Consider the following 13875-nt stretch of genomic DNA (forward strand, 5'->3'; position numbering starts at 1 on the left):
TTATATGGAAGAGATTAACGTTTTTAGAAATACTAATGCTATTTTTTTCGACTTTGATAATACATTGGTTTCTTTTGAGGAAAAATCACACGAAGCATTACAGAAAGTAGTAGATGATATTTACAATTACGTAGTAGAGAATTATTCAAATAATAAGCTTGAAAAAAATGAGATTAAGAAAGTTGTTTTTGAGATAGCTAAGTCTTTAGATGAAGAAGGCGTTTATGACAGAAAAATATGGTGGCAGACAGCTTTAGATAGGTTGGGAATCAAAGCAGGGATGGAGGATTTATACGAATGGACGCAAATTTATTGGAGCGTTGCATCCAATAACGTGCCTTACGAGGATGCATTAGACCTTATCGAGTACTTAAAGAGGAAAGGTTTCAAACTAGGCATAATAACAAATAGTGATGGAGAGTGGGGAGATAAGAAATCAAGGCTTTCAAAGTTTCCTCTAATTTCTTATTTCGACATAATCATCATAGGAGGAGAAAATAATATCAAGCCTAAGCCTAATGTAGAACCGTTTATAGTTGCTTGTGAAAAGATGGGCCTTAATACTAGTTCATGTGTTATGGTAGGCGACGATCCAGTGAAGGATTGTTTAGCAGCTAAAAAAGCTGGATTAAGAGCTATACTTGTTGATAGAAATGGGCGAGTTAAATACGCCGAATTATATGCGGATTACGTCGTAAACAATCTAAAGGAATTAGAAGAAATATTCTAAAATATATCTGATAATAGAGCGTAGAATTTTTTAGTCTCTTCTCTGTATAGACGATTTAAATACGTGAAATAATTGACCTCGTTAGAACATTCCTTGTGTTCTATTTCTCCAAAGTCTTCTAGTGCTATATAAATATCAAAGTAACTTTCTTTTATTCCCTTAAGCGTGTGGAAAATTGTGGTCATTATTTTTCCGTTAGAATAGAGGATTGATTTATAAAGAGGAAGGATTGTATTATAATCAAATCTTTTACCTTCAATGTTAGTAATTAGTGTTTTAATTTCTACCGGTAACTCAATAACTTGGTTTTTAATATAGTTCATAAAAACTTCCAATGAAGTTAGCCTAGTATTCCTTAAGGTGTTTATTATCAAAGGGATAATATTTTCCTCTATTATTTTAGCCTCCTCTACTGTCAATATATCGTGACTAGAATGATAATACTTGTAATTTATGGAATGAAAGGATATGGTTGGGATTCCAGCACTTAAGAATCTATAACTATCTGTGTAAGGCGACGGATAACTCACATCTGTGATGTTATTAGAAAGGGGTATAGACAATATTGGCGTGTAGTATACATAGAGAGAGTCGGCTATATTATCAAGCGAAAGAACAAACTTTGTACCTTCAAGTCTCTTCGCATTATTTTCCACGAACGTTTTAGATCCACATGCCCACGAGAAACTTTCAAAATAACAACCGCTCTCTTCTGCAGTAAATGATATAGCATGGATTTCGTTATCATACTTTTCATTCATGAGTTCGGTCAGTAACGCTACTCCAACGAGATCGTCATGCTCGCCGTAAAACCAATGGTCGTGATGCGCAGTAACATATATTTTTTCATCAGTCTTTCTGTTAGATATGCCTTCTATACTGTAACCAATAGAATTTTTAAAGATATTCTCAGTATAGAATCTGCATTTACCTTTAAGAAATTTAAGCGCATTTTGGGTTACGAAAAATGCTGGAGTATATGGTGGAGGTTGAGGAGAATTCTGGAGTAATATTCTATTTTTCAAAACTACCTTTCGTAAAGTATCATCGTTTAATGTAAAAATTAGTACTTTTCCTTCGTTACCAAGTAATCCGTATTTTACGTTTAGTTCCGTCAAGTTATTCAAACTAATTATCTTATAGTTCTCAGTCTCGAGATCAGCTGAAGGCGAGTAAGGTAGTGTAACTATATCGCTTTTAGGAACTTTTCCCCCCTCACATTCTATTTCTAGTTCCTTATTAGACCAACTAAGGACTTCAGTCGGGTATATCTTAATTTCATCGAAGTGGGGCTCGAACTGAGCCTTAATTTGCTTTACAAGATATTTTTCTTTCCTATCTCCGCTAACTACTTCCCCGTATCGTGAAAGCTCTTTTACCTTTTCATATAATCCCATATTTATGAGTGTAGTTGAAGATTACATAAATAAGGTATTCCCTCACAATGGAGTTTTTGAGATCATACTCGGAACCTCAGGTATATCTGAAAATCTTTCTCCTATCGGTATAATTAGGGACGGAAATAATTACTTTTCAAAAATTTTTAGGAATACGTTAACTTATTATAATCTAAAAGCCAGAAACTCATGCATAATTAACGTTACTCACGATCCTATGATTTTCTACAAACTTTTATTTGACGAAAACAGTCCTGACTTAGGGAAAAAAGTATACGACGGTATCCCTTACTTAGAAAATGCCATAAGTATTCTTTCTAACTGCGAAGAGGCGGAAGTAAAAGAGGAATTCTCTATTTTCGAGCATAGATTTGTAAAAATAGTTAACGAAGGAGTTATCTATAAGGCGTTCAGCAGGAGCGATTCACTATTTATTGATTTACTTGTGCATGTAACGAGACTCGATATTTACTCGAAGGAGGAATTGGAAACGTATTCAACAGTGATACAATATGAAGTGAAAACTATAGCCAGGCTATCGCCTAATCTTTTGGAAATTCTTAGGGATCTTGTCGCATTAATTAATGCTAAAGGGTTAAAAATCAGTTTATAATGCTTATTATGATGAGCTTCACAGTAGCCCTTATTCAAGGAGATGGGATAGGTCCAGAAATAGTGTCAAAGTCAAAAATAATCTTAGCTAAACTCAATGAAATATACAGCTTACCTATAAACTATGTAGAGGTAGAGGCCGGTGATAGGGCTCTAACTAAATACGGGGAGGCATTACCTAAAGAAAGTCTTAAAATTATAGATAAGACTGATATGATCCTTAAGGGACCTGTAGGGGAGTCAGCTGCTGATGTTGTTGTAAAACTAAGACTTATGTATGATATGTACGCCAACTTAAGGCCTGCTAAGTCTCTACCAAATGTTGAAAGTAAGTACTCGAATGTAGACATTTTGGTTGTGAGAGAAAACACAGAGGATCTTTATAAGGGCTTTGAGTATATTGCGGCTGACGGGGTAGCGGTAGGTATGAAAATAATTACATGGAAAGCCTCAGTAAGAATAGCTCAAATGGCGTTAAATGAAGCTTTAAAAAGAAGGAAGAAAGTAACATGCGTTCACAAATCTAATGTAATGAGGGTTACGGATGGTTTATTTGCAGAGGCATGTAGAAGTGTGCTAAAGGGTAAAGTCGACTATTCTGAGATGTACGTCGATGCGGCTGCCGCTAATTTGGTGAGAAATCCTAATATGTTTGATGTAATTGTTACAGAGAACGTTTATGGGGATATACTAAGTGATGAGGCTGGACAAATAGCTGGAAGCTTGGGTATATCTCCTTCTGCAAATATTGGGGATAAAAAGTCTTTATTCGAACCCGTTCATGGTGCCGCTTTCGATATTGCTGGCAAAAATGTAGCAAATCCTACGGCATTCTTGTTGTCTGTGGCGATGATGCTAGATAGGATGTATGATTTATCTAAAGAGGATAGATATGCAAAAGCTGCAGATGCTCTGCGTAATGCCATTTATAAAGTATACGAGGAAAAGAAACACCTAACCCCTGATGTAGGGGGTAACAGTACCACGGACGAGCTGGTAAATGCGATTTCCCATTATCTAAGTTAATGCTTAAATAACGTTAGTTAATAATTCAAGTAAGGTGATGTAAATTATCTCAGCGTCAGATAAGACCCCTAAATTCTAAATTTGATCCTCAAAAAATGGAGGATGAAGTATTAAAATACTGGAATGATAATAATATATATAAAAAACTTAAAGAATATAATAATAAATTACCTAGAAAGTTTCTATTCATAGACGGACCTCCTTATCCTTCTAGCCCCATTCCTCACATAGGTACGGTATGGAACAAAGTGATAAAAGACTGTATATTACGTTACGAGAGACTAGCTGGTTATCGTACTTACGACCAGCCAGGTTACGATACTCATGGTTTACCGATAGAAGTTGCTACCGAAAAGCAATTAGGTATACAAAAAAAATCAGACATTATAGAAAAAATAGGGGTTGCAAACTTTATAAATAAATGCAGGGAGCTAGCGTTAACTAACGCCTCAGCCTTAACACAGAACTTTAAGAACGTGGGAGTCTTCATGGATTGGGATAACCCTTACTATACTCTGGACAGCACGTATATTTCTAACTCTTGGGCAGTAATAAAGAAGGCATATGAAAGAGGACTTCTATATAGAGATGTCCACGTCTTACATTGGTGTCCTAGATGCGAAACTACGTTAGCGGATTATGAAGTTTCTGAGTACAGAGACCTCGAGGATCCCTCTATATATGTAAAGTTTAAGGTTAAAGGAACACCGAATAAATATCTACTCATATGGACGACTACGCCATGGACGATCCCTGCTAATGTATTTATCATGATAAATAAAGAGTTTGAGTATGCCGAGGTCGAAGTAAAAGGCGAGATTTTGATCATCGCAAAGGATAGAGTGAGAGAAGTTATGAAAGACGCCGGAATAACAGAGTATAAGGTATTAAGGATATTTAAGGGAGATGAATTAATAGGGTTAGAATACGAACACCCTCTACGAGATATAGTACCAGCACAATCTAAAGCTGAAGGATATCATAAAGTTGTTGATGCAGGCGAGAATGTAACCTTGACTGAAGGTACTGGATTAGTTCATTCAGCACCAGGTCATGGTGATGTAGACTTTGAAATAGGCAAAAAGTATAACATGCCCGTTCTCATGTTTGTTAATGACCAAGGAATCTACACGGAAGAGGCTGGTAAGTATAAGGATAAAAAGGTAAGGGAAGTTGCGAATGAAATAATAAATGACCTGACGGATAGAAACGCTTTACTATATGCAGGTAAAATCGTTCACAGATATCCAGTATGCTGGAGATGCAAGAGTCCATTAATACTAAGAGCTATAGAACAATGGTTTATCGGCGTTTCTAAACTCAAGAACGAACTTATGTCAGAAATTGATAACGTGAATTGGGTTCCTGAGTGGGGGAAGACTAGGATAGGAAATATGGTTAAGGAAATTAGAGATTGGGTCATAAGTAGGCAAAGATTCTGGGGAACGCCCTTACCTATATGGGTATGTCAGAAATGCGGAAATACAATAGTTGTAGGTAGTAAGGAAGAGCTGAAGAAAGTTGCAATAAACGACGTACCTGAAGACCTTCACAGACCTTGGATAGATAATGTTAAAGTTAGGTGTAATAAGTGTGGAGGAGAAGCTGTAAGAGTTCCAGATGTTGCAGACGTATGGTTTGACAGCGGTGTAGCATTCTTTGCAAGTTTAGGCGAGAATTGGGAAAAAACCTGGCAGGAGATAGGTCCCGTAGATCTTGTGTTAGAAGGGCATGATCAGCTTAGGGGTTGGTTCTTTAGCCTCTTAAGAGCTGGAGTTATATTATTGGATAAAGCTCCTTACAAATCGGTTTTAGTTCATGGGTTTATGCTTGACGAACAAGGTAGAGAGATGCATAAGAGCCTTGGGAACTATGTTGAGCCTTCTCAAGTGATCAGTAAGTATGGTAGAGACGTTCTGAGACTATGGCTACTGAGAAATACTACTTGGGAGGACGCTAAATTCTCGTGGAAGTCTTTAGATCTTACTAGGAGGGATCTTAACGTAATATGGAACGTTTACGTGTTTGCATCCACTTATATGAATCTTGACAACTTCGATCCGAGTCAATATACATTTGAATCACTAAAGCGGTACCTCAAACCAGAAGATAGATGGTTATTATCTAGGTACTACAGAATGCTAAGGGAAGTTACAGAAGCAATGAAGAACTACAAAGTTCATGAACTGGCTAATAAGGTTACGACGTTTATAACAGAAGATGTAAGTAGGTTCTATCTTAGGTTAACCAGAAAGAGAGCATGGAATGAAACTAATGACCCTGATAAGATAGCGATGTACTATGTGTTGTATCAGGTTCTCAAAGGTTCGTTAATATTGCTATCTACAGTAACTCCCTTTATAGCGGAGAAGATTTATCATGACTTCGTTGTTGACGGATTGGAGTCAGTTAGTATGGAGAGAGTACCAGAGGTAAAAGAAGAGTTTATTGATAAAGAGATAGAGGAGGCATTTGAACTGGCTAAAGAAATAGCTGAAGCTGGTCTTAATGCTAGAGCCAAAGCTGAGATAAAACTAAGGTGGCCGATAAAAGAAGCATATGTATTCTTAGTTTCTGAGCAAGATCGTAGGTTAGTTAGTAACATAATAGGTGTATTAAGGTCAATGCTTAACTCCAAGGAGGTTAAAGTAGAGGGTATTGAGGGCTATAAGAGATTTAGTAAAGTAAAGGCACTTCCTAATAGAGGAACTATAGGTCCAGAATTTAAGAAACTTTCAGCTAAAGTAGTGTCCTATATAGAGGAGAACGGAGAAGATGTTGCTAACGATATTGTAAACAAAGGAATACATGAAACAGTAATCGAAGGACAACCCGTCCAAATAAAAGTAAATCACGTCAATATTATAGAGGAAACTCAGCTTGGGTATGTTTCTGCAAGGTTCAACAAAGGTGTAATTGTAATCAATAAAGAAATTAGTAAAGAGGAAGAAGAGGAAGGAATAATAAGAGACCTTGTAAGGAGAATACAGTTCATGAGGAAGGAACTATCCCTTAATGTTAACGATTATATAAATCTTACAATAAAAGCACCTGAAGAGAGAGCGTCTATAATTAAGAAGTGGATTAATTATATAAAAGAAGAGACTAGAGCAAAAGAAATAACAATCGGTGAAGCCAAAGGAGAAGTAGTTAGAGATTGGGAAATAGAAGACGAAACATATACGATAGGAGTAAGCAAGGCTTGATTTTTCCCTACCCTAGAAGGAAAAAGTTAATTGTTACACTCTTTATCTCAATTTTAGACGTAGAGAGCTCACTGAGCGAAATTACCATAAAACTATCTTACGTATTGAGAACTCTAGCCGAGTTCAGAGTAAGCGAGGTTTTATGGGTATATGAGACCGAGAAAGAGAGGAAAGGCTGGAAATTGATTAAAGAAATTTCTGATTATGCACTTACACCTCCTTACTTAAAGAAGTACATTCCTAAAAGAAAGTCTCTCTCTAAGGTCGGACTTCTTCAACCTCTCAATATTGCGTCTCACCAAGTTTCGCCAGAATTTATTGAAGGAGAGATCCGTCTGGGCAAAAAGGGAGATTTCGGGCTTAGGTTCTCCTATGATTATTTTCATTCCGATTATGTTATAGTAAGTGATAGCTTAGCAAAGAAGGTTAAACCTTACTCCTTTTACCCTTATTATAAAGGGTTTACTTCTAGATTGATATCCTATCAAAAGATGCTCGAAAGAGTGACTCATTCAGATAATGTAATTATAGCCAGTAGATCTGGAGCTAATCTAAGCCAGGTTGAAGGCAAGATTAGGGAGGTATATGAAGAGAAAGGATTATACTTAGTAATTGGCCCTCCTAAACACGGGGTTTTAAGGGATTTGCACGATTTTAAGGGGTTTATAGTAAATTTTATACCGAAACAAGGAGTTAAAGACGTGAGAGCTGAAGAAGCTCTCCAAGCCTCCTTAGCTTTACTTAACTTCATACTGAATTAAAATAGTTACACTTATAAGCTAATGGAATTTAAGAAAGAGGGACTGAGGGAAATTTAATGGGTCATCGTAAGTTATCCTCGCCAAGACGTGGATCAGCAGCTTTGCGTCCCAGAAAGAGGTCTAGAGAGTTCCTTCCAACTCCTAAGAGCTGGCCTATAATTCAATCTAATGAGCCTAAGCTACTCGGTTTTATTGGTTACAAAGCCGGAATGACTCATATTTTCATGATTGATGATAAACAAACTTCCCCAAATTACGGAAAGGAAATATACGTTCCAGTTACTATATTAGAAACACCGCCAATTATACCGGTTGCCTTGAGAGCTTACTACATTAACTCAAAAGGAGAACCAGCTGTTCTCACTGAATATTGGGGGGACATTAATGATAAGCTAATGAAGATATTGAGCGAGAGAAAGATAACTAATCTGAAATTAGATAAGGAAAAAATGAAGGCTAAACTTGATGAAATAACAAATAATCTGGATAAAATAATAGCCCTAAGAGTTTTAACTGTAACACAGCCTTATTTAGTTCCCTCTTTAGGGAAGAAAAAGCCCGATGTAGCTGAGATACAGATAGGTGGAGGTAGCGGTATAAAGCAGCAACTCGAGTATGCTCTATCAATACTAGGTAAGGAAGTACCGGTGAAAAATGTGTTCAAGGAGGGACAGTTGATCGATATTATTGGAGTGACAAAAGGAAAAGGATTCCAAGGAGTAATAAAAAGGTATAGTGTTGTTGAGTTACCGAGATGGCATAAGCACAGAAAAGGAAGCAGAAAAATAGGTGCTAGAGGTCCTTCAATATCAACCCCAAGTTATACTCCTCAACCCGGTCAGATGGGCTTTCACAGAAGAACTGAGTATAATAAGAGGATACTTAGGATAGGAGAAGATCTCAAAGAGATAAACCCAGCAGGAGGATTTGTTAATTATGGTTTAGTAAGGAACACGTACTTAGTGATCGAAGGATCCACCATAGGCAGTAAGAAGAGGCCGTTATTCTTGAGGTATCCTATAAGACCTACTTGGACTCCTCAGTCAGCTCCTAAAATAACTTATGTAAATCTGACCAGCCAACAAGGGTGAAAATTATGTATTTAGAACTTGTATCTAAAAAGGTTCCAATCCTAGATCTTCAAGGTAATAAAATAGAGGAGTTAGAATTACCAAGTTTCTTTAGTTACCCGGTTAGAAAAGATCTAATAAGAAGAGTGTTTATCTCAGAATTTACGAAATCACTTCAGCCCAAAGGAAGAGACCCTATGGCAGGGAAGAGAACAAGTGCATTAAGCTTTGGAATAAACCTAGGATTAGCCAGAGTTCCAAGAGTTAAGCAGAGCGGGGAAGCCGCACTAGCACCGAACACCGTGGGTGGAAGGTTAGCATTTCCTCCTACCACAGAAAAGAGAATGATAGAGGAAGTTAATGAGAAGGAGAAAAGATTAGCAGTGATAAGTGCACTTGCAGCTACCGCACTTCCTGAATTCGTAAAAGCTAGGGGTCATAGGTTTTCAGCACAAGAACTCCCAATAGTTGTAAGTGATGATTTAGAGAAGGTAGATAAAGCTAAAGTATTAGTTAACGAGGTATTTCCCAAACTTAGCGTTTATGAAGATATTGAGAGAGTTAAAGATAGAGTGAGAATAAGAGCGGGCAAAGGAAAAATGAGGGGTAGGAAATATAAAAGAGCTAAGGGTCCTCTTATAATTGTTTCAGACATTAAGGCTCCTATTGTAAAAGCTGGCTCAAACATAGAGGGAGTGGATGTAGTTGCGGCTAATTTAGTAAGCGTTATTCATTTAGCTCCGGGTGGCCATCCAGGTAGGTTAACAATATATACGAAGTCATCTATCGATATTTTGTCTAAAAGATTACAAGGGAGAGTGGTTTCATGATAGTGAAAGAGTTTTTAGCCACAGAAAAAGCTATTAGACTACTTGAGTCTCAGAATATCCTGACAGTTATAGTTGATAAAAATGCTACAAAACCTCAAATTAAAAAAGAGATCGAAAATATGTTTAATGTAAAAGTAGAAAAAGTAAACACACTCATTACACCGCTTGGAGAGAAAAAAGCATATGTTAAACTTAAGAAGGAGTTTAATGCGAGTGAAATAGCCCACAAATTAGGTATACTGTAAGGTGATGTAAATGGGTAAGAAGTTACTCCAACAAAGAGCAGGACGTGGAGGAATTAATTTCAGAAGCCCAAGTTGGAGGAGAGTAGGTCCAGCAAGGTATCCCAACATTAATGGAGATCATAAAGGCAAGGTAACAAACATAGTACATAATCCGGGGGTAAATGCACCGGTTGCACAGATTAAGTTAGATACTGGAGAAACGTTCTTCATTCCTGCTGTTCAAGGACTCACAGTAGGTCAAATAATCCAGATAGGAAGTGATGCTCCAGTTAGTAACGGTAATATAGTTGAAGTAGGCAACTTACCAGAGGGAACGGTAGTTTGTAATGTAGAGAAGACCAGGGGGGATGGCGGTAAATTTGCTAGAGCTGCTGGTGCTTACGCAACTATAATAGGAAGAAGTGGAGATAAAGTCTTGATAAAGCTTACCTCAGAAAAAATAGTTCAAGTAAGTGCATCTGCAAGAGCGGCTATTGGTGTAATAGCCGGGGGAGGAATTACAGAGAAACCGTTATTAAAAGCTGGAAATAATTATTGGAAATATAAAGTTAAGGCTACTAAATGGCCACATGTAAGGGGTGTTGCTATGAACGCAGTATCACATCCACACGGTGGTGGATTACATCAGAGCGTAAGCAGGCCATCAACTGTTTCAAGGAATGCACCTCCAGGTAGGAAAGTTGGTCACATAGCAGCTAGAAGGACTGGAAGGCGTGAGGGAGCATGATTTTTTATTTAACTTTTAAATATGAATTTGGGGTGATTACGTGTCAATAGAATATCCATCAGAGTGGAAAAAGTTCAAATATAGGGGTAAGACGTTAGACGAACTTGTAAATATGCCTATGGATGAATTTATAAAGCTCTTACCCGCAAGGCAAAGAAGGTCTCTAACTAGAGGATTTTCAGATAGGCAAAGAAGACTTCTAGAAAAGATAAGAAAATATTTAAGAGAAGGAAAATATAATAAGGTAATTAAAACTCACGTAAGAGATATGATAATATTACCCGAAATGGTAGGTTTGAAGTTTGCAGTTTATAATGGTAAGGAGTTCGTTGAGTTTCAAGTAACGCCGGAGATGATAGGTCATTACCTAGGTGAATTCTCGATAACTACGAAGAAGGTAGAACACGGTGAACCTGGATTAAAGGCAACTAGATCAAGCCTATTCCTAGCTATGAAGGGATGAAATATGGCTTCATGGACTTATCCTCAATTATCTATACCCGAAGATAGAGTAGCCAAAGCTGTAATAACAAACGTGGACTCTTCAATACGTGATTTATATAATGTTTGTAAAGCTGTAAGAGGTATGAAATTGAATGAGGCTAAAGCTTTCCTAGAAAGAGTATTAAGGCAAGAAGAAGCGTTACCTTTCTGGAGATATTCTCATGGAGCATCCCATAGATCGAACATATCAGAGAAATGGAAAGTTAAGAGCGGTCGATACCCCAAAAAAGCAATAAAGTATGTGCTTAAAGTCTTACAAAATGCCGAAAATAATGCAACCGTAAAAGGGCTAGATATTGATAATGTAAGGATAGTTCACATAGCTGCGCATAGAGGAGTAACTATAAAGAGGTATATGCCTAGAGCCTTTGGCAGAGCAACACGTAAGTATAAATACACTTCTCATATTGAAGTAGTTTTGGCTGAGGTAGAGTAAATATGGTTTTGATAAAGAAATATTTCCTACAAAAGTCTATGATTAAGGTTAAGGTAGACGAATACTTAGCAAGGCAATTCTATAATGCAGAGTATGCGGGCGTAGATATAATAAAAACTCCTATTGGGACTAGAGTTGTTATATATGCTGGGAGACCTGCTTTCATTATAGGGAAGCAGGGTAAGACAATTAAGCAATTAGCGCAGATTTTGGAAAGACTGTTTGGGTTAGAAAATCCGCAAATAACCGTAACTACAGTTGAGAATCCAGAACTTAACGCGAGAGTTATGGCATTTAGATTGGCAATAGCTCTAGAAAAAGGGTATCATTTCAGGAGAGCTGCGTTCATAACAATCAGGAGAATTATGAAAGCTGGTGCTTATGGTGCAGAAGTTGTAGTTAGTGGAAAGTTAACATCTGAAAGAGCAAAATATGAGAAGCTTAAAGAAGGGATTGTATATAAGAGCGGACAGCAGTTAGAAAGGATTGTAGATAGGGCAATAGCAATCGCGATGTTAAAACCTGGTGTATACGGTGTTGAAGTCATAATTACAAAGCCCATGAAGAGTGTGGACAAGATAGAACTGAGAGAAAAACCAAAGGGAGGCGAAGAAGGAGGAACTGTTACAGTTACGAATGTGAGTTTCATCGACGAGAACAAAGGAGGTAGTTAAAGATGCCCTTAAATCCAAAGGAACTTAGAGAAAAAAATGTGAAAGAGCTACTCGATCAATTAAAAGAGTTACAGTCACAGATGTTAAAACTGAGGGCTGAGGCGAGATTAGGAACTTTAAAGAATACAGCTGCTATTAGAAATACAAGAAAGGATATAGCAAGAATATTAATTGTTTTAGCTGAGAAGAAGCAAGGGAAAACTGAACAAGCTACTTCTCAGTCTTCTTCTAAACAGGGGGCCAAACAATAGTGGATTTAATTGGTGGAAAAGTTACTATTTTATCTTATCCTGATTCTTCTCTGCTCAATAAATCTGGAGTTATAATAGATGAAACGTATAAGACTTTGGTTATAGACGTCGGTAAAAGGAAAGTTAGGCTCTTAAAAGAAAATGGAATTTACGCGATAATTTTTAAAGGTAGATTTTTTGTGGTATCTGGGATTAAGTTAGTTGGTAAACCCGAGAAAAGGTGGATATGATGGGTAAAAAAGGTCAGCTGATTAAAAGCGTAGGTATAGAGGGTGTAGAAGCTCCTTCGAAAGCTTGTGATGATCAAAACTGTCCGTTCCATGGGAGTTTAAGAGTAAGAGGGTTAATACTAGACGGCATTTTAATAAAGTTTAAAGCTATGAGGACGGGAGTGGTTGAAAGAGAGTATTTATATTTCAACACTAAGTACAAGAGATACGAAAGGCGTAGAAGTAGGATTCATGTTCATATACCTCCTTGCTTAGATGTAAAGGAAGGGGATAAAGTTATAATCGGGGAGACTAGACCAATAGCTAAGTCAGTATCATTTGTGGTCTTGGGAAAGTCTAGGTGAGATATATGCCTGAAAAGTTAAATGTTCTAGGAAGTAGAAAAGGCTTCACTCCTGCACTACAACATTACAGTAGAGTAGTTGTTGCAGATAACAGTGGCGCAAAAGAAGCTATGATAATCGGAGTTTATGGATATAGAGGAGTATTAAGGAGAGTTCCTTTTGCTAACATAGCTGATCTAGTAATGGTAAGTGTTAAGAAAGGGACTCCAGAAGTAAGGAAACAGAAGTTCAAGGCAGTTGTAGTTAGGCAGAGAATGCCCTTTAGAAGACCTGACGGAACGTGGATATCTTTTGAAGATAACGCTGTAGTAATTGTAAACCCTGATGGAACTCCTAAAGGTACGGAAATTAGAGGACCTATTGCTAGAGAAGCTGCTGAGAGATGGCCTAAAGTAGCAAGCATAGCCACTATGGTGATTTAAAATGGTTTCATCTAAGCCGGTTAAGCAAAGACGATTAATAAGAGAGCCACCCAAACATCTAAGACATAAGTTACTAACGGCTAAACTTTCAGAGGATTTAGAGAAACAATATGGAATTAAAAGATTGCCAGTAAGAAAAGGTGATACCGTGAAAGTTATGAGAGGAGACCATATAGGATATGAGGGTAAAGTCATCGATGTAAATACTAAGACTGGGAGGATTGTAATAGAGGGTTTAACTAGGAAGAAGGCGGATGGAACGCCGGTTTTCATTTGGGTTCATGCCTCTAAAGTCATGATAACTAAGCTAGATACTAGTGACAAAGAAAGAATCGCTGCTATTGATAGGAAAAGAAAAGCTAGAGAGGAGTATCTGAAGAGAAAAGAGGATAAAAAGGAGGGAAGTTGAA

General features: G+C 37.3%; 18 protein-coding genes. 17 read left to right on the top strand and 1 reads right to left on the bottom strand.

What is annotated here, in order from left to right; genetic code table 11:
- Positions 1–4 precede the first annotated feature (4 nt).
- A complete protein-coding gene (locus WIW72_RS12525; protein ID WP_337700738.1) occupies positions 5–730 on the top strand; it encodes an HAD family hydrolase in 726 nt (241 codons plus the stop codon).
- Here WIW72_RS12525 and WIW72_RS12530 read toward each other — a convergent pair.
- Positions 727–2127, bottom strand: a complete 1401-nt coding sequence (locus WIW72_RS12530) for a M28 family peptidase (RefSeq protein ID WP_337700736.1) — start codon at positions 2125–2127, stop codon at positions 727–729. The two genes, WIW72_RS12525 and WIW72_RS12530, sit on opposite strands and share 4 nt — an antisense overlap.
- 4 nt (positions 2128–2131) lie before the next feature.
- On the opposite strand from WIW72_RS12530, the gene WIW72_RS12535 reads away from it, so the two are divergent.
- The 16 genes from WIW72_RS12535 to rplX are packed head-to-tail and all read left to right on the top strand — an operon-like array spanning position 2132 to position 13874.
- Positions 2132–2740 carry a DUF447 domain-containing protein gene (locus WIW72_RS12535; RefSeq protein WP_337700734.1) on the top strand — a complete coding sequence of 203 codons (609 nt, stop codon included), beginning with the start codon at positions 2132–2134 and terminating at the stop codon, positions 2738–2740.
- A gap of 11 nt (positions 2741–2751) precedes the next feature.
- Positions 2752–3765 (top strand): 3-isopropylmalate dehydrogenase, encoded by a 1014-nt coding sequence (gene leuB / locus WIW72_RS12540; protein ID WP_337700732.1) that lies wholly within the window; start codon positions 2752–2754, stop codon positions 3763–3765.
- Between the two features lie 59 nt (positions 3766–3824).
- Positions 3825–6971: an isoleucine--tRNA ligase gene (ileS, locus tag WIW72_RS12545; RefSeq protein ID WP_337700789.1), complete on the top strand. Its 3147-nt coding sequence runs from the start codon at positions 3825–3827 to the stop codon at positions 6969–6971.
- Entirely contained in the window at positions 6968–7732 is a 765-nt protein-coding gene (locus tag WIW72_RS12550; RefSeq protein WP_337700730.1) for a putative RNA uridine N3 methyltransferase, read from the top strand. The genes ileS and WIW72_RS12550 overlap by 4 nt, the downstream gene beginning before the upstream one ends.
- Positions 7733–7788: 56 nt before the next feature.
- A complete protein-coding gene (locus WIW72_RS12555) occupies positions 7789–8823 on the top strand; it encodes a 50S ribosomal protein L3 (RefSeq protein ID WP_337700728.1) in 1035 nt (344 codons plus the stop codon).
- 5 nt (positions 8824–8828) lie between these two features.
- Positions 8829–9632 (top strand): 50S ribosomal protein L4, encoded by an 804-nt coding sequence (gene rpl4p, locus WIW72_RS12560; RefSeq protein WP_337700726.1) that lies wholly within the window; start codon positions 8829–8831, stop codon positions 9630–9632.
- Positions 9629–9877: a 50S ribosomal protein L23 gene (locus tag WIW72_RS12565; protein WP_337700724.1), complete on the top strand. Its 249-nt coding sequence runs from the start codon at positions 9629–9631 to the stop codon at positions 9875–9877. Before rpl4p ends, WIW72_RS12565 begins: the two co-directional genes overlap by 4 nt.
- Before the next feature lie 10 nt (positions 9878–9887).
- The gene (locus tag WIW72_RS12570; protein ID WP_337700722.1) at positions 9888–10604 is read left to right on the top strand and encodes a 50S ribosomal protein L2; all 717 of its coding nucleotides are present in this window, start codon (positions 9888–9890) and stop codon (positions 10602–10604) included.
- A gap of 40 nt (positions 10605–10644) precedes the next feature.
- Positions 10645–11067: a 30S ribosomal protein S19 gene (locus tag WIW72_RS12575; protein ID WP_337700719.1), complete on the top strand. Its 423-nt coding sequence runs from the start codon at positions 10645–10647 to the stop codon at positions 11065–11067.
- A 3-nt stretch (positions 11068–11070) separates the two neighbouring features.
- Positions 11071–11544 carry a 50S ribosomal protein L22 gene (locus WIW72_RS12580; RefSeq protein WP_337700717.1) on the top strand — a complete coding sequence of 158 codons (474 nt, stop codon included), beginning with the start codon at positions 11071–11073 and terminating at the stop codon, positions 11542–11544.
- A 2-nt stretch (positions 11545–11546) separates the two neighbouring features.
- A complete protein-coding gene (locus WIW72_RS12585; RefSeq protein WP_337700715.1) occupies positions 11547–12218 on the top strand; it encodes a 30S ribosomal protein S3 in 672 nt (223 codons plus the stop codon).
- A 2-nt stretch (positions 12219–12220) separates the two neighbouring features.
- The gene (gene rpmC / locus WIW72_RS12590) at positions 12221–12469 is read left to right on the top strand and encodes a 50S ribosomal protein L29 (RefSeq protein ID WP_337700713.1); all 249 of its coding nucleotides are present in this window, start codon (positions 12221–12223) and stop codon (positions 12467–12469) included.
- The gene (locus WIW72_RS12595) at positions 12469–12699 is read left to right on the top strand and encodes a ribonuclease P protein subunit (protein ID WP_337700711.1); all 231 of its coding nucleotides are present in this window, start codon (positions 12469–12471) and stop codon (positions 12697–12699) included. The genes rpmC and WIW72_RS12595 overlap by 1 nt, the downstream gene beginning before the upstream one ends.
- Positions 12699–13043, top strand: a complete 345-nt coding sequence (locus WIW72_RS12600) for a 30S ribosomal protein S17 (protein WP_337700708.1) — start codon at positions 12699–12701, stop codon at positions 13041–13043. Before WIW72_RS12595 ends, WIW72_RS12600 begins: the two co-directional genes overlap by 1 nt.
- A gap of 5 nt (positions 13044–13048) precedes the next feature.
- Positions 13049–13465, top strand: coding sequence for a 50S ribosomal protein L14 (locus WIW72_RS12605; protein WP_337700706.1), 417 nt, complete (start codon positions 13049–13051; stop codon positions 13463–13465).
- 1 nt (position 13466) lies between these two features.
- A complete protein-coding gene (gene rplX, locus WIW72_RS12610; RefSeq protein WP_337700704.1) occupies positions 13467–13874 on the top strand; it encodes a 50S ribosomal protein L24 in 408 nt (135 codons plus the stop codon).
- Position 13875 lies beyond the last annotated feature (1 nt).

The sequence above is a fragment of the Stygiolobus sp. CP859M genome (assembly GCF_037389975.1).
GTDB lineage: Archaea > Thermoproteota > Thermoprotei_A > Sulfolobales > Sulfolobaceae > Stygiolobus.